12 protein-coding genes are annotated in these 16,778 nt (G+C 66.2%); 5 read left to right on the forward strand and 7 right to left on the reverse strand.

What is annotated here, in order from left to right; all coding sequences use genetic code 11:
* The first annotated feature begins 110 nt into the window (after nucleotides 1-110).
* Nucleotides 111-1,094 (forward strand): aldo/keto reductase, encoded by a 984-nt coding sequence (locus AC1DYX_RS16185; RefSeq protein WP_477260553.1) that lies wholly within the window; start codon nucleotides 111-113, stop codon nucleotides 1,092-1,094.
* A gap of 19 nt (nucleotides 1,095-1,113) precedes the next feature.
* Nucleotides 1,114-2,139, forward strand: a complete 1,026-nt coding sequence (locus tag AC1DYX_RS16190; protein ID WP_477260555.1) for a ThuA domain-containing protein — start codon at nucleotides 1,114-1,116, stop codon at nucleotides 2,137-2,139.
* Here AC1DYX_RS16190 and AC1DYX_RS16195 read toward each other — a convergent pair.
* On the reverse strand, nucleotides 2,096-4,594 hold the full coding sequence (locus tag AC1DYX_RS16195; protein ID WP_477260557.1) for a TonB-dependent receptor plug domain-containing protein: 2,499 nt from the start codon (nucleotides 4,592-4,594) through the stop codon (nucleotides 2,096-2,098). The genes AC1DYX_RS16190 and AC1DYX_RS16195 overlap by 44 nt on opposite strands.
* A gap of 402 nt (nucleotides 4,595-4,996) precedes the next feature.
* On the opposite strand from AC1DYX_RS16195, the gene AC1DYX_RS16200 reads away from it, so the two are divergent.
* The gene (locus tag AC1DYX_RS16200; RefSeq protein ID WP_477260559.1) at nucleotides 4,997-5,227 is read left to right on the forward strand and encodes a DUF5808 domain-containing protein; all 231 of its coding nucleotides are present in this window, start codon (nucleotides 4,997-4,999) and stop codon (nucleotides 5,225-5,227) included.
* Between the two features lie 36 nt (nucleotides 5,228-5,263).
* Complete coding sequence (locus AC1DYX_RS16205) at nucleotides 5,264-5,770, forward strand: hypothetical protein (RefSeq protein WP_477260561.1); 507 nt, start codon at nucleotides 5,264-5,266, stop codon at nucleotides 5,768-5,770.
* 93 nt (nucleotides 5,771-5,863) lie between these two features.
* Here AC1DYX_RS16205 and AC1DYX_RS16210 read toward each other — a convergent pair whose 3' ends face one another.
* The 6 genes from AC1DYX_RS16210 to AC1DYX_RS16235 form a co-directional block, all read right to left on the reverse strand.
* Nucleotides 5,864-6,376 carry a hypothetical protein gene (locus AC1DYX_RS16210; protein WP_477260563.1) on the reverse strand — a complete coding sequence of 171 codons (513 nt, stop codon included), beginning with the start codon at nucleotides 6,374-6,376 and terminating at the stop codon, nucleotides 5,864-5,866.
* Between the two features lie 170 nt (nucleotides 6,377-6,546).
* Nucleotides 6,547-7,395: a phosphoserine phosphatase SerB gene (gene serB / locus AC1DYX_RS16215; RefSeq protein WP_477260565.1), complete on the reverse strand. Its 849-nt coding sequence runs from the start codon at nucleotides 7,393-7,395 to the stop codon at nucleotides 6,547-6,549.
* A 21-nt stretch (nucleotides 7,396-7,416) separates the two neighbouring features.
* Nucleotides 7,417-10,866, reverse strand: a complete 3,450-nt coding sequence (mfd, locus tag AC1DYX_RS16220; protein ID WP_477260567.1) for a transcription-repair coupling factor — start codon at nucleotides 10,864-10,866, stop codon at nucleotides 7,417-7,419.
* A 108-nt stretch (nucleotides 10,867-10,974) separates the two neighbouring features.
* On the reverse strand, nucleotides 10,975-11,304 hold the full coding sequence (locus tag AC1DYX_RS16225; protein ID WP_477260569.1) for a hypothetical protein: 330 nt from the start codon (nucleotides 11,302-11,304) through the stop codon (nucleotides 10,975-10,977).
* Nucleotides 11,305-11,464: 160 nt separating this feature from the next.
* Entirely contained in the window at nucleotides 11,465-11,773 is a 309-nt protein-coding gene (locus tag AC1DYX_RS16230) for a hypothetical protein (protein WP_477260571.1), read from the reverse strand.
* Nucleotides 11,774-11,956: 183 nt separating this feature from the next.
* A complete protein-coding gene (locus AC1DYX_RS16235) occupies nucleotides 11,957-14,380 on the reverse strand; it encodes a penicillin-binding protein 1A (protein ID WP_477260573.1) in 2,424 nt (807 codons plus the stop codon).
* Nucleotides 14,381-14,547: 167 nt separating this feature from the next.
* On the opposite strand from AC1DYX_RS16235, the gene AC1DYX_RS16240 reads away from it, so the two are divergent.
* A partial coding sequence (locus AC1DYX_RS16240; protein ID WP_477260575.1) for an OPT family oligopeptide transporter occupies nucleotides 14,548-16,778 on the forward strand: 2,231 nt, incomplete at its 3' end.

A 16,778-nucleotide genomic window follows, 5' to 3' on the forward strand; every position in this document is an offset into this window, starting at 1 on the left:
CCCCTGTGCCCACGCGTGACGGTCGCGTCATGTTGCCGTTTGCGTGGGCACGGGGTGCCCACCCTACGTTGGCGATACGACGTATGTAATTACAACAGGGAAGGAAGAATATGCAACGACGACAATTGGGCCCGGACGGCCTGGCGGTGCCGGAGATTGGCCTGGGCTGCTGGCAGCTGGGCGGCGGCTGGAGCAACGACTGGAACGACGACATCGCGCAGCAGACGCTGCAGACGGCCGTCGACGCGGGCGTGCGCTTCATCGACACGGCGGACGTGTACGGCGACGGCGCGAGCGAGCACTCGATCGGCCGTTTCCTGGCGAGCCACCGCGACGCGGGCCTCGTCGTCGCCACCAAGCTCGGACGCGCCGGCATCTACCCGAACGGCTACACCCGCGAATCGCTGCGCGAAGCGACCCAGCGCTCGCTGGAACGCCTGGGCGTGGACGCGCTCGACCTCACGCAGCTGCACTGTGTGCCCACGGACGTGCTGCGCCAGGGCCACGTGTTCGATTGGCTGCGCGAGCTGCAGCAGGAAGGCCTGATCAAGCGCTGGGGCGCCAGCGTCGAATCCGTGGAAGAGGGCCTGATCTGCCTGCAGCAGGACGGTCTCGCGTCGCTGCAGGTCATCTTCAACATCTTCCGCCAGAAGCCGGCCGAGGAACTGCTGCCGCGCGCGGCGGGCAAGAACGTGGGCATCATCGTGCGGCTGCCGCTCGCGAGCGGCCTGCTGGGCGGGAAGATCACGCGCGCGACGACGTTCCGCGACGACGACCATCGCAAWTTCAACCGCGATGGTGCCATGTTCAACGTGGGCGAGACGTTCGCCGGCCTGGAACTGGAGCGCGGCATCGCGGCGACGGAACAGGTGGCGGCGCTCGTGCCGGCCGGGATGACGATGGCGCAGATGGCACTGCGCTGGATCCTCGACCATCCGCAGGTGTCCGTCGTGATCCCGGGCGCGAGCCGGCCGGACCAGGTGCGCGCCAATGTGGACGCGGCAGGCGTGGCGCCGCTGCCGCGCGAACTGCACGACAAGCTTGCCGGCATGTACCGCGCCCATGTGCGCGATTTCATCCGCGGTCCATACTGATCACCGGGCGAGGCGACACATGCATCGACCGATACTCCGACGCAATGCCGCCGGCGCGCTGCTGGCAGCGTTCGCGCTGGCCGGGACCACGGCCGGCGCGTCCGCGCAAGCCGTGTTCAAGGGCACCTGGGCCGGACCACCCGCCAACGCGGGCGCCATCGCCGTCACCCCACCGCCGCCCGGCGCCGCGCCGGCGTCCCCGGTGCCGCACGGGATGCGCTCTCCCTCGGCCAAGCACGTGCTGGTACTGGGCGGGGCGCGCGGCTGGCATCACGATTCGATCCCGGCCGGGATGGCCGCCGTCTATAACTGGGGCCGCGCGACACATTTGTGGGACACGGAAATGCGGTCGGAGTTCAGCCTCGTCAACGGAGGCGGCGGCAAGCCGATGACGGCCGGCTTCCAGCCCGTCGGCCTGCGCGACTTCGACGCCATCGTCGTCGTCAGCGCCACCGGCGACTGGGGCCTGGATGCCGCGCAAAAGGCCGCGCTGCTCGACTTCGTGCGCGCGGGCGGAGGACTCGTCGCGATCCACGGCGGGGTCGACGCCAATCGCAACTGGAAGGATTACGTGGACATGGTGGGCGGCGAGTTCGTGTCCCATCCATTCAACAACAACGAGTGGCCGCTGTTCCCGTTCCCGCTGCGCACCGAGAACCGCGACACGCCGATGACGGCCTTCCTGCCGGCCCGCTGGATCCGGCAGGACGAGCTGTACGTCGTGCGCAACTTCTCGCGCGCGGATGCGGAGGTCCTGCTCAGCATGGACGGCGAGCGGCTGGACATGACGCGCATCCCCGAGCAACTGCCGCCCGACCGCGACATCCCGGTCGCCTGGATCAAGCAGTACGGGAAGGGGCGGGTATTCGCGTCCACCATCGGGCATGCGAAGGAAGCGTTCGACGATCCCGACGTGGCGCGCATGTACACGGAAGCGATCCGGTGGGCGCTGCGCCTGTCCGGCGACGACGCGCGCCCGCGTCCGGCGCTTATTTCCTCGATTATAGGGCCACGTCAAGGCGAGCAGACCAAGAACGGCCGTTGATGCCGAACGGGCAGGTCTCCCAGCAGTAGGTGAAGCCCAGCTGCGGGAACGGGAAGGCCTTGACCGGATCCCATTTGGTCGGGAACGTGTTGAAGATGTTGTTGGAGCCGAGGGTCAGGCTGGTCGACTTCGTGAAGTTGTAGCGCACGGTGGCGTCCACGATCCACTTGCCGTCCCAGGTCTGCACGAACGGGGCGGTAAAGCCCTGGCCCTGCACGGCGCCGTACCAGTTGGCGCGCACGTTGCCGTTCCACTGGCCGTGCGTCAGGTCGGCCGACAGCACGTGGTGCTGGCGCGGCTGGCCGCGTTCGATCAGCGTCACCTGCGAATCGTCGAACAGCTGCGCACCCGTCAGTACCGGCGAATCCGAGTGGCGGCCCGTCACTTCCGTACGGTTGAAGTCCAGCTGCGCCGACAGCACGAGGGTCGTACCCGGCCAGCGCGTCGTGTGTTCGGCGACGATGTCCAGTCCCTTCGTCTCGGTGTCGATGGCGTTCGTGAAGAACTGCGCCTGGCCCACTTTCAACGGATCGAGGATCGCCTTGACCGGGCACGCGGCGGCGGTCGGGCAGGGGCCCGATTCCGGCGCGATGTTCGACGAGAACACGATGCGGTTGTCGATGTCGATGCGCCACAGGTCGGCCGTCACGGAGAAGTTCGAGGCCGGACGCAGCACGATGCMGACGCTGGCGTTCTTCGACGTCTCTTCCTTGAGGTTCGGGATGCCGAAGGCCTTGGTGACCGCGCTGCCTTCACGTGCCGTCAGCGTCTCGGTCAGCACGCCGGCGGCGTTCAGGTTCGTCGACACGGAGCTGTAGAACTTCTGTTGTACGCTCGGTGCGCGGAAGCCCGTCGACAGCGTGCCGCGGAAGCCCACCTGGCGGCTCGGATCGTAGCGCAGCGACAGCTTGCCAGTGGTCGTGCTGCCGAAGTCCGAGTACTTTTCCCAGCGCGCGGCCGCGCCGATCAACAGCTGCGGCGTGATGTTGTGTTCGACGTCGGCATACAGCGCGATGTTGTGGCGGGCATCGTCCACCGCGGTCGCGGGCGTGTAGCCGGGGAAGCCCTGCGTACCCGACGCGGCGGCGCCGCCCGTCTGGTCCTTGATGACGATGGCCGGGTTGTTCGTGCGGCCGTACTGGTACGAGACCGGATCGCCGGCGTCGATCGCATAGCCGTCGCGGCGCCATTCGAAGCCGGTGGCGAAGTTGATCTTGTTGCCGAAGACGTCGAGTGGACCGCGCAGGTCGGCATTGAACGTGGTCTGTTTGAATTTCAGCTTGCCGGTGTCGGCTTCCAGCGGGGACTCGGCGTAGATGCCGCCGCCCGGTTTCGGCTCGTACCAGTAGCTGACGTTGATCGTGTTCTTTTCGTGGAAATCGAGTTCGCTGCGGCCGTGGTTGAGCGAGACGTCGACCTTCCAGTCATTGGCCAGGTCGCGGCGGTAGCCGACGGCCAGCGACGCATCCTTGACGGTCGTGCGGATGTTCGGCAGGAAGCCGTTCGGGTACACGTCCGGCACGTTGCGGCCGTCGCCGGCGGACCGGAAGAAGCCGGCCGAATCGCCCGTGCGGTGCGATACGCCGCCGAACGTGTAGAACTCGCCCGCGCTCGACACGGGCAGGGCCGAGTTCCACCAGAAGTACTGGTCCTTCGCGAGACTGTCGCCGATGCGCTGGGTGACGCGCGGCGGATCGACGCGCAGGGAGTCGACGCCGGCGCGGTTGGTCTCGCCGCGGCGGCGCGCCTCGGCCGTCAGGTTGATGTAACCGCCGTCGCCGATCGTCCAACCCTTGTTGACGCTGCCCTGACGGAGCTCGCCGCCGCCTTCCGTGGTGCCGCCCACGGTGCCGGACAGCTGGGTCTCGTTGGTCTGGTTCTTCAGCACGATGTTGATCACGCCGGCGATGGCATCCGAACCGTATTGCGCCGCGGCGCCGTCGCGCAGCACTTCGATGCGCTGGATCGCCGACATCGGGATCGCGTTGATGTCCGTGCCGGCCGAGCCGCGGCCGATCGTCTGCTGCACGTTGACCAGGGCCTGCTGGTGGCGGCGCTTGCCGTTCACGAGCACGAGCAGCTGGTCCGGGCCCAGCGAGCGCAGGGTGGCGGGGCGGATGATGTCCGTGCCGTCGCTGATGAACGTCGTCGAAAAGTTGAACGACGGGTCGAGCGTTTGCAGCAGCTTGCCCAGTTCGACGGGACCGGCCATCGCCATGTCCCTGGCGCCGATCAGGCCGACCGGCGCTGCCGAATCGAGCGCCGTGCGCGCCGTCGAGCGCGAGCCGAGCACGACGACGGATGTCATCGCCGGATCCGGCGCGGATTGCGTCGCTGGGGCGGCGGCGGGGGCATCGGAGGGGGTGTCCTGGGACCAGGCGGGGGAGAAGGCGAGGCAGAGTGCGGAAGCAAGCAAGGTGCGGGTGAAGACGGGTACGGCGGGGCGTTTGATCATCCTGGTTCTCTCGTCGTTGGTTGTTGTTGTGGCGTCGCGGCTGCACCGACATGGTGCGAGCCGGGCGGGGCCCAGTGTAACGATCGCTCAGCCGTATTCACAATCGTAACCTGTCTATACTGTTGCGAAATTGATGCATACATGGCAATCTTRCTTGCTGGTATAGACGAAAGCCGGCTATTCTGGACAGGATGCCAGCATTGTTGGCCTCTACATTGGCGTTGCTGAGCATGAGAATTCCGAATATGCATATGCGTGAAATGTCACAATCTTGCCGGGATGAGAGAGCAGGTCAGGCCGGAAGCTGTCGTTCCGCAATGGATTCGTGGGTGTTTTTTACACACTTTTTACGGTGACCGGGCGTAGAGTTTCATCAACCGACAAGGCGTGTAGAGGCCACCGATGAAACAGAATGACATCAACGACATGGAATGGCGCAACCCGGCCAATTGGACCTGGCGCGGGCCGCTCGGGCTGTACGCCAGCAAGCGTGACACCCGGCTGTTCGTGCCGAAAGCGACGCCCTGGATGGGGTGGACCCTCAATTTCGCGCACCCGGGCTGGGTCTACGTGGCGGCTGCCATTGCCGTGTTACCCCTCGTCTTCGTGGTGGTGCAACGTCTTGCGTCGTAGAGCCGAACCTGTCCATTGAACGTCAGCACCGATAATATGCTCAAGAAGTCCGACTTTTTTATGGGCGGCATCAGCACAAATTTCGATAGCCAGTGGCCACTCGAAGAGACGCGCCGCAGACTGGTCAGGTTGACCAGGTGGACAAAAGATTCCCCAGACCTGACAGGAACCGTAGATACGGATCAGGTAACGTTGTCGGTCGTGCGTCTCAGCAGATCGAATGGAACGGCATTTCGGGGCCAAATCAAGGTACTGGATGATGAGGTTTTTCTCGAGGGCCGGTTCAGCGCCGGCGCGTCCGCGAAGGGCAACACGATATTGGGCATCTCGTTTTTGACGGTGATGGCGACCGGTGTGGTAATCGGCTCTGTCCGCGCGATGCTCGAGAGTGGCGACGTACTCGGCGAGATCGGTTCCGACCTTGCGTTTCTCGGGATCCTGATGGTATTCGGTGCGCTGCTGGTATGGAATGCCAGTCCAACAGGGAAGGATGTCGCACGATTAACCGAAGCGATCGAACAGGCGCTTGGCAGGGATGTGTAGCGCCCCGGGTGGCTGCGTCCCCGGCAGTAGACCCGGAGAAGTACCGGTTTGGGCCTGTCCGGCGTCGACGCGCCGCGGCAGGCCGCGCAGCGATCAGACGGAGACGTCGATCGTCGAGCCAGGAGCTGTCGTCTGCGTGCCCGATGCGGTCGCGCTATAGGTCAACGCCGTATCTTGCGTGCTGCCCGACGTAGCCGAAGAGCCGCCAGCCGCCTGCGCCTTGTGCCCATGGTGGTGATAGTGCGCACCCTGCGTACCGTTGGCACCCTGGGCCGCGCCGGCCGCATTCTTGCCGTCGTCACGCAGCTTGGCCAGCGCCTGCTTCGCCGCATCGGCATCGCCGCTGTCGATGGCCTTGCCGAGTGCGGCGATGTCCTGGTCCCGCTGGCTCGTGCCGGTCGTCGCATCCGTGCCGCTGGACGACGTCGCGCCCGCTCCCGGACGGTTCTTCTGCAGGGTGTCGAATGCCGACCTGGCGCCGGTCATGTCGCCGTTGTTGATGCTGTCGACGAGCGATTTCATCGCACCGCCGCGAGGCGAGCCCTGGTTCGTGGCGGACGAGACCTGCTGCCAGGCGGAGCTGGTCGAGATGGCTGATACGGACATTTTTATTCTCCCGTTGAGTTGATGGCGGCGCTGGCCGCGTCATTGCGTCTAGCGCCGTGTGCCAATAACGTCACGAACGGGAAAATCTGAGGGCCGCGCAGGCCGGCTTTACATTGCTTTACCCGGCTTTACATGCATTGCGCGGCGTCCATGTGGTGCGTGGCCAGCGCTCAGGCGAGAATGGCCAGCAGCCCGTCCAGGCCCGTGAAATTCAGCGCGACGTCCGCCTGCGCGCGCACGACCGGCTTGGCGCGGAACGCGACGGACAGGCCGGACACGCCCATCATCCTGAGGTCGTTGGCGCCGTCGCCCATGACGATCGCCTGCGTGGTGGCGATGCCCAGTTCGGCGCAGACCCGTTCGACGGTGCGCTTCTTTTCCTCGGCGTCGACGATGCCGCCGACGACCTTGCCGGTCAGCACGCCCCCGGCCGCTTCCAGCACGTTCGCGTGCGTGTAGTCGAGACCCAGGCGGGTCTTCAGGCGCTCGGTGAAGAACGTGAAGCCGCCCGAAACGAGCAGCGTCTTCAGTCCGGCCGCCTGTACGGCCTGCAGCATCGCCTCGCCGCCCAGCGAAATGCGCAGGCGCTCCGCATACACGCGCTCCAGCGCCTCGACCGGCAGGCCTTCCAGTAGTGCGACGCGGCGCGTGAGGCTTTCCGAGAAATCCAGCTCGCCGCGCATCGCGGCTTCCGTGATCTCGGATACCTGCGGTTTGAGGCCCTGCATGTCCGCGATCTCGTCGATGCACTCGATGGTGATCAGGGTGGAATCCATGTCCATCGCGACCAGTTTGAAGTCGGCGAGGGTGCGGTCCGCATCGACGAACGTTGCGTCGATACCGGCGGCGTGGGCCGCGGTCTCGACGGCCGCTTTCAGTTCCGGCGTGACGTCGAAGCCGTCGCAGCGCAGTGCGTGCGCATGCAGTTCGGTGGTGCGGGTGGGATGGGCGAGGGCGGCGATCTGCGCCAGTGCGGCCTGGGTGGCCTGCGGGCCCTGGAGTACGAGCTTTTTGGACATGATACGTTTGCTCTTATCTGATTAAGCGAGGAGTTGTTTGATGGTTTGCTTGACCTGGTTCACGCGCGCGGGCAGGTCGGGCATGTTGGCCGTGATGCGCAGCTTGTCCTGGCCGGCCAGCTTGATGTGGCGGTTCTTCTGGATCAGCGTGATGATCCTGATCGGGTCGATCGGCGGTTTTTCCATGAACTGCAGGCTGGCGGCATCCGCATGGGCGTCGATCTTGACGATGCCGACCGACTTCGCCGCGATGCGGAGGCGGTGCGTCTCGACCAGCGCCTTCACGGCATCCGGCAGCTTGCCGAAGCGGTCGATGAGTTCTTCCTGCATGTCGTCGATGCGGCCTTGCTCCTCGCAGTTGGCGAGGCGCTTGTAKATCGACAGGCGCTCGTGCACGTCGCCGCAGAAGTCGGACGGCAGCAGGGCAGGCACGTGCAGGTTGATCTCGGTGGTCGACGACAGCGGCGCGCTCATGTCCGGTTCGCGTCCCGCCTTCAGCGCCTTCACGGCTTCGTTCAGCATGTCCGAGTACAGCTGGAAGCCGACCTCCAGCATCTCGCCCGACTGGTTCTCGCCCAGGACCTCGCCGGCGCCGCGGATTTCCAGGTCGTGCATGGCGAGGTAGAAGCCGCTGCCCAGTTCTTCCATCTGCTGGATCGCGTCGAGCCGGCGCTGTGCCTGTTTCGACAGGCCCAGCATGTCGTTCACGAGCAGGTAGGCGTAGGCCTGGTGGTGCGAGCGGCCGACGCGTCCGCGCAGCTGGTGCAGCTGGGCGAGGCCGAACTTGTCGGCGCGGTGCATGATGATCGTGTTCGCCGTCGGCACGTCGATGCCGGTCTCGATGATCGTCGTGCACAGCAGGATGTTGTAGCGCTGGGCGACGAAATCGCGCATGACCTTCTCGAGGTCGCGTTCGTGCATCTGGCCGTGGGCCACGGCGATGCGCGCTTCCGGCAGCAGCTCGCGCAGCATGGCCAGGCGGTTCTCGATCGTCTCGACTTCATTGTGCAGGAAGTAGATCTGGCCGCCGCGCTTCAGTTCGCGCAGGCAGGCTTCGCGGATGATGGAGCCGTCCTCGCTGCGCACGAAGGTCTTGATGGCGAGGCGCTTCTGCGGCGCCGTCGCGATCACGGAAAAATCGCGCAGGCCTTCCAGCGCCATGCCGAGGGTGCGCGGGATCGGCGTCGCGGTCAGGGTGAGCACGTCGACCTCGGCCCGCAGCGCCTTCAGCGCTTCCTTCTGGCGCACGCCGAAGCGGTGTTCCTCGTCGATGATGACGAGCCCCAGGCGCGTGAACTTCACGTCCGCCGACAGCAGTTTATGGGTGCCGATCACGATGTCGACGGTGCCGTCGGCCATGCCCTTGATGGCGTTGTTGATCTCCTTGCCGGTGCGGAAGCGCGACAGTTCCGCGATGCGCACGGGCCAGTCGGCGAAGCGGTCGGAGAACGTCTGTGCGTGCTGTTCCGCCAGCAGGGTGGTGGGCGCGAGGATCGCGACCTGCTTGCCGCCCATGACGGCGATGAACGCGGCGCGCAATGCGACTTCCGTCTTGCCGAAGCCGACGTCGCCGCACACGAGGCGGTCCATCGGCCGGCCGGACGTCATGTCCTGGATGACGGCCGCGATGGCGGCGCGCTGGTCCGGCGTCTCGTCGAAGCCGAAGCTCTGCGCGAAGTTCTCGTAGTCGCCGGCCGAGTATTCGAACGAATGGCCCTGGCGCGCGGCCCGGCGCGCATACAGGTTCAACAGTTCGGCCGCCGTGTCGCGCACCTGTTCCGCCGCCTTGCGCTTGGCCTTGTCCCACTGGCCGGAGCCGAGCGTGTGCAGCGGCGCGTCGTCGGGCGAGGCGCCGGAATAACGCGAGATCACGTGCAGCTGCGAGACCGGCACGTAGAGCTTCGACTCTTTCGCGTATTCGAGGTGCAGGAATTCCGTCTCGCCTTCGCCCAGGTCCATGCTCACCAGGCCCAGGTAGCGGCCGATGCCGTGGTTGATGTGCACGACCGGATCGCCGATCTTCAGCTCCGAGAGGTCGCGCACCATCGATTCGACCTGCGAGCCGGCTTCCTGCTTCTTCTTGCCGGCGCGCCGGCCCGTGCCCGCGTATAGCTCCGTCTCCGTGATGAACAAGAGGTGGCCGGCGCCTTCCTCCATCAGCTCGAAGCCGGCCTGCAGCGGCGCGACGCCCAGCACGACCTTCGCATCCGTCGCACGCAGGCCGTCGAAACCCTCGATGAGGGCGAGGTCGAACTTGTACTCGTTGAAGTACTGCTGCAGGGTCTCGCGCCGGCCGGCGGATTCGGCGCAAATCATCACGCGCTTGCCCGTGGCCTGCATCAGGAAGGAGCGCAGGTTGGCGAGCGGGTCGTCGAGACGGCGGTTGACGGCGATGTCGGGGATCGGCGCGGACAGTTCCGAAGCGCCCGCATCGGCGTCGCGCGCGATGGTCCAGCGCCCGTGCGGCTTGGCCTGCACGAAGAAATCCTCGGCGCCGAGGAAGATCTCCTTCGGTTCCAGGATCGGGCGGTCGCGGTCGGTCCTGAGGAATTTGTAGCGCGATTCCGTGTCAAGCCAGAAGCGCTGGATCGCACCTTCGATGTCGCCGACGAGGGCGAGGCTCGCGTCATCCGGCAGGTAGTCGAACAGGGTGGCCGTCTGGTCGAAGAACAGCGGCAGGTAGTATTCGATGCCGGCCGAGGCGATGCCGTTGCCGATGTCGCGGTAGATCGTCGAACGGGACGGATCGCCTTCGAAGCGTTCGCGCCAGCGGCCGCGGAACGCGGTGCGCGACGCTTCGTCCATCGGGAATTCGCGGCCCGGCAGCAGGCGCACTTCCTTGACGGGGTACAGGGAGCGCTGGGTGTCGGCGTCGAACGTGCGGATCGTTTCGATCTCGTCGCCGAACAGGTCGAGTCGGTAAGGCAGCGCGGAGCCCATCGGGAACAGGTCGATCAGGCCGCCGCGCACGGAGTATTCGCCCGGCGACATCACCTGCGTCACGTGCGTGTACCCGGCGAGCGTCAGCTGGGCCCTCAGCTTCGCTTCGTCGAGGCTTTCGCCCTGGCGGAAGAAGAACGTGTAGGCGGCCAGGAACGAGGGCGGCGCGAGGCGCACGAGGGCCGTCGTCGCGGGCACGACGAGCACGTCGCACTGGCCGTTGCGGATCTCGTGCAATGTGGCGAGGCGTTCCGAAACGAGGTCCTGGTGCGGCGAGAACGCATCGTAGGGGAGCGTTTCCCAGTCCGGCAGCAGGTGGCAGGACAGCTTGCCTTCCGCGAACCAGGGGATCTCGTCGAGCAGGCGCTGGCCGTCGCTGGCGTTCGCGACGATCACGGTGAGCATCTGCTTCCTGGCTTTCAGCGCGAGGGCGGCGACGGCGAGCGCATAGGCATCGGCCGATCCGTGCAGCTGTGGCAGGGCGAAACGGGTTCCGGGCTTGGGAAGGTGCTTGGTGAGGTCGAAGGGCATTGACGCTGTGCTGTGTTCGAATCGTCAGGACGAGCGTCCATTATAGTCGAACAACGCCCCGGCCGCGCCTGCGCGCGGCCCCCTGGCGCCGGGGCGGTCGGAAAGAACTCAGCGCACGCCGGTGCCGGTCGTGTTCGTGCCCGACGTGCCGGTGCCCGTCGAACCCGAGGTGCTGGTGCCGGACGACGAGGTGCCGGACGAGCCGGTCGTCGACGTGCCCGCCGGGGATGTGCCTGACGGCGCCGTACTCCAGCCCGTGCAACAGCCCTGCTCGTGGCTTGCGCTTCCACTATTGCCGATGGCGCCGCTCGACGACGCCCCCGACGACGAGCTGCCGCTCATGCTGCTGTCCGAGCCGTCGTTCATCCTGGTGGAGCTGCATGCCGCCAGGCTCAGGGCCATCAGGCCGCCGATGAGAATGCCTTGATACGATTTCATGATTCACTCCCGTGATGGTCAAGTCAGGACATCATGCGGGGCAGCGGGGCCGTTCTGAATAGGATGCGCACGTTCGGCCTTGTAGGATTGGGCGCACAATCTCGCGGCATGAAGGAGCAAGGCGTCCGGCCGCGGTCGGGCCGGACGCGGTGGCCCGGGGTTACTGCTGTTTGCTGGTGCCCTGGCCGGTGGCGTCCGAGCTGGTCGAGCCCGTGCCCGTCGCCGTGGCGGAGGTGCCGGTCGGCGCCGGGCTCGCCGTGCCTGCGGCGCCGTTGCCCGACGTGGCCGTCGTGCCGGAGTCCGTCGTGCCGGTGCCGCTTGCGCCCGCGCTGCTGCCGCTCGAGGTCGCGCTCGACGAGGAGCTGCCGGTTGCGTCGCTGCTTGCGCCGGAACTGGTGCTGGTCGAGCTGCATGCTGCCAGCGACAGGGCCGCCAGGCTGGCGATCAGAAGGGCCTGGAATTTTTTCATCGTTCACTCCTGTTGTAAAAGTGTCGCCATCATGGGGGCACACATGCCTGTCCGAAATAGGATGAGTTCGTACAGACGTGTAGGACTGGACGGACGATCTGTTGGATTTGTTGCAATGCGATTATTGGAACAATAATGAAAACGGGCCGCACGCGGCGGCCCGTCAGGGTAGTTATCGGTCGATCAGAACAGGCTGTTCGACTGCGGCTGTTGCTGCTGTTGCTGTTGCTGCGGGACCGGCGTGACCGGCGCACCCGGCGGCGCGGCAGGCACGGTCCCATCGGCCGGCGCCGCGTTTGGATCGGGCGCCTGGTCGAGGTCGATGCCGCTGACCGTCGGCGTTTCCGCGAACTCGGCATAGACCCAGTCGTCGTTCTCGCGCACGACGCCGTCCGGGGTCGCGCGCTCTTCCTGTTGCGGCTTCTTCGCCAGCGCCACCCGCATGTAGTCGATCCAGATCGGCAGCGCGACGGTGGCGCCGAACTCGCGGCCGCCCAGCGACTTCGGATCGTCATAGCCCATCCACGCGACGGCCACGACATTGCCGCCATAGCCCGAGAACCAGCCGTCCACGGCGTCGCTCGTCGTGCCGGTCTTGCCGGCGATGTCGGTGCGGCCGAGGGCCTTGGTCGCTTCGGCGCCCGTGCCGTAGCGGGTCACGTCGCGCAGCATGCTGTCGGTGATGAAGGCGTTGCGCGGATCGAGCGCGCGTAGCTCGTCCGTGTGCTCGGCCGGCGGTTTCGTCTCCTGGATGATCTTGCCGTCGGCATCCTCGATGCGCGCGATCAGGTAGGGCTGCACGCGGTAGCCGCCGTTCGCGAACACGGCGTAGGCGCCGGCCATCTGCAGCGGCGTGACGGCGCCCGTGCCCAGTGCCAGCGTGTAGTTCTGCGGCTGGCGCGCGTCGTCGAAGCCGAACTTGGCGAGGAATTCGTGGGCATACGGCACCGTGATCGCGCGCAGCAGGCGCACGGACGGGACGTTCTTCGATTCCGCCAGCGCGCGGCGCATCGTGATCGGGCCGTCCCACTTGCCGTCGTCGTTCTGCGGCGACCACGTCTTGCCGGCGTCCTCGCCCGGCATGTCGAGCGGCGCGTCGAGGATGCGCGTGCCCGGCGAATAACCCTTGTCGACGGCGGCCGAATAGATGAACGGCTTCATGCCGGAACCGGGCTGGCGCCAGGCTTGCGTCACGTGGTTGAACTTCTGGAAGTTGTAGTCGAAGCCCCCGACCATCGCGTGGTAGGCGCCCGTGTCGGCATCGATGGCCACGAACGCGGCGGCCACCTGCGGCACCTGCGTCACGCTCCAGTTGCCCTTCGCATCCTTCGCCACGCGGATGATGGCGCCGGGTGTCAGGCGCATGCTTTCCCTGGCGGCGGACGACAGCCCGGCTTGCGCGAACTTCAGGCCCGCGCCGGTGAGGTCCACCATGTCGCCGTCGACCGTCTCGACGTGGACGGTCTTGCCTTTGACGGACAGCACGACGGCCGGGATCAGGCCGTCGCTGGTCGGGCGTTTGCCGAGGGCGTCGTTGATCGCGTCCTCGCGCTCGACCGCGTCGGCCGGCAGTTCCATGCGGTCTTCCGGACCGCGCCAGCCGTGGCGCTGGTCATAGGTCAGCACGTTACGGCGCACGGACGCATAGGCGGCGTCCTGTTCGGGTTTCAGGATCGTCGTATAGACCTTGATGCCCTTGGTGTAAGCGTCTTCCTTGAACTGGGCGTAGACGGCCTGGCGCGCCAGTTCGGCCACGTATTCGGCGTGCGTGCCGAAATCCTGCACGCCGCGCTGGTTGACGCGCAGCGGCTCCGCGAGTGCCTGCTGATATTGTTCTTCCGTGATGTAGTTCAGGGCGCGCATGCGGCCCAGCACGGCGTGCTGGCGATCGCGCGCGCGCTTCGGATTCGCCACCGGATTGTGGCGCGCCGGGTTTTGCGGCAGGCCCGCCAGCATGGCCATCTCGGCCACGGACAGCTGGTCCAGCGTCTTGTTGAAGTAGATCCGGGCGGCGCTGGAAAAACCGTAGGCGCGCTGGCCCAGGTAGATCTGGTTCATGTACAGCTCGAGGATCTCGTCCTTCGACAACGCGGCCTCGATCTTGTACGCGAGCGCGACCTCGTTGATCTTGCGCGTCAGGCGTTTTTCGCGCGACAGGAAGAAGTTGCGGGCCACCTGCATCGTGATCGTCGACGCGCCGCCGGCACCGAAGCCGCCGCGCAGGTTCGACCCGACGGCGCCCAGCATGCGCTTCATGTCGATGGCGCCATGCTCGTAGAAGCGGGCGTCCTCGATGGCGAGCAGCGATTTCTTCATCAGGTCGGGAATCTTATTGATCGGAACGAAATCGCGATGCTCTTCGCCGAACTCGCCGATGAGGACGTTGTCTGCCGTATAAACCCGCAGCGGGATCTTGGGTCGGTAGTCGGTCACCGCATCCAGCGCCGGCACGTTGGGCAGGACGCGCAACACGACGTAACCGCCAACACCGGCGATGCCCAGGACGATGATGGCGGCCAGGATGGCCAGGATCGGAATCAGGAAGCCGCGCTGGCGGCGGATGCGCGGCGTTGCCGGCTTGGGGGAATGTGTCAAAACAGAACTCACTTGATGCGGGTCTGATAACCCTTTCGAGGCCGTAAGTACGGGTGATGCGGGAAATTATAATCCGCTTTTCTTCCACTACGGCATGTGAGATAGTCACGCTTTCGGGGACCGTCCGGCGATCCCGGCGGTTCCGTTTCACAATACCGCGTCCGAAGGAAATCCCTCCCATGCCCTACGATCCCAGCCCGCCCGCGTTCAAGCCGTATATTCCTGCGTCCGCGCGGCTGCCCGAGCTGACCTGGCGCGCCCTGATCATGGGCACCGTGCTCGGCATGATCTTCGGCGCCTCCTCGCTGTACCTCGTGCTGAAGGTGGGCCTGACCGTCAGCGCGTCGATTCCCGTCGCCGTCATCGCCATCACGCTGTTCGGCCTCGCGAAGAAGGCGGGCGGGCGCGAAGCGACGATCCTCGAGAACAGCATCACGCAGACGGCCGGTTCGGCCGGCGAATCGCTCGCGTTCGGCCTGGGCGTCACCATGCCGGCCATTATGATCCTCGGCTTCGACCTGGAGATCTCGCGCGTCATGCTCGTGGGGGTGCTGGGTGGCCTGCTGGGCATCCTCATGATGATCCCGATGCGCCGCACGATGATCGTCGACCAGCATCGCGAACTCAAATACCCGGAAGGCACGGCGTGCGCCGAAGTGCTGAAGGCCGCCGCCACGGAGACGTCGCGCGAGGCCGCAGGCGAAGTGCGCGACGCCGGTTCCGACGAGGCGCGCGAGGCCCGCCGGCGCGCCTTCATCATCTTCGGCGGCTTCGGCCTCGGATTGTTGTACAAGGTTTGCAACATCTCCCTGAAGCTGTGGAAGGACACGGTCAACTTCATCTTCGACGCACCCCTGAAGGCCGGTTCGGCCGGCGCCGAGATCTCGCCGGAGCTGCTCGGCGTCGGCTATATCATCGGGCCCCGGATCGCGATGATCATGGCGGGCGGCGGCGTGCTGTCCTATCTGCTGCTGATCCCGATGATCAAGTTTTTCGGCGACGCGCTGACGGTGCCCGTGGCGCCGGGCACGATGCTGATCCGCGACATGAGCCCGGACGACGTGCGCAGCGCCTACGTGCTGTACATCGGCGCGGGCGCCGTCGCGGCGGGCGGCCTGATTTCCCTCGTGCGCTCGCTGCCGACGATCTTGAATGGACTGAAGGGCGGCCTGGCCGGCATGGGCAGGAAGGGCGCGGCGGTCGACACGTCGCTGCGCACCGAGCAGGACATCCCGCTGAAATGGGTGCTGATCGGCTGCCTGGGCATCATCGCTGCGATCACGTTCGCGGCGCCGCTGCACATGAACGTGCTGGGCGCGTTGCTGATCCTCGTGTTCGGCTTCCTGTTCTCGACCGTGTCGTCGCGCCTGACGGGCGAGGTGGGCTCGTCGTCGAATCCGATCTCCGGCATGGCCGTGGCCACGTTGCTGTTTACGTGCCTGATCTTTCTCGTGATGGGCTGGACGGGCGGCCGCTACTACGTGACGGCGCTGTCCGTCGGGGCCATCGTCTGCATCGCCGCCAGCAATGCCGGGACGACGTCGCAAGACCTCAAGACGGGCTACCTCGTCGGCTCCACGCCGCGCCTGCAGCAGTACGCCATCCTCGCGGGCGCGTTCGCGTCGGCGCTGATCCTGGGGCCGATCCTGCTCAAGCTGAACGACGCCGGCACCGTCTACGTGCCGGCCGCGCAGGTGGCGCCGCACGTCACGGCGGACGCCGCGAAGCTGACGGAGACGGCGCAGCTGCAGGGGCCGCAGGCGGCCTCCGACCACAATACGTATAAAGTCTGGCAGAAGACGGACACGAACGGCGGCCCGGCCGGCAAATACCTCGTGCGCGCCGACGGCTCACTGGCGTACCTCGTCGATCCGGGCATCAACGGCCAGTTCCACACGCGCCCGGACGGCTCCGAGGTCAAGAAATACGATGCGCCGAAGGCCGTGCTGATGTCCTACATCATCAAGGGCATCCTCGACCACCAGCTGCCGTGGACCCTCGTGCTGTTCGGCGTGATGGTCGCGGTCGTGCTGGAGATGTCGGGGGTCGCCTCGCTCGCGTTCACGGTGGGCGTGTACCTGCCGCTCGTGTCGACGCTGCCGATCGCGATCGGCGGCATCATCCGCTGGCTTGTCGACCGCCGCAACAACACGCTGCCGCAGTACCAGGGCCTGTCCGGGGACGAGTTGCAGGCCGCGGGCGACCGCAGCTCGGGCACCTTGCTGGCGTCGGGCTATATCGCGGGCGGCGCGCTGGCGGGGATCATCATCGCCATCACGGCCGGCGTGATGACGGATTTCGACAATGCCATGAACAAGTGGGCGGAGACGCTGAATCCCTTCTTTGCGGGGGCGAGTTCGGACCTGCTGTCGCTGATTCCGTATGCAGCGATCTGCGTGCTGCTGTACGT

This window comes from Massilia sp. P2_C2 (assembly GCF_056404615.1).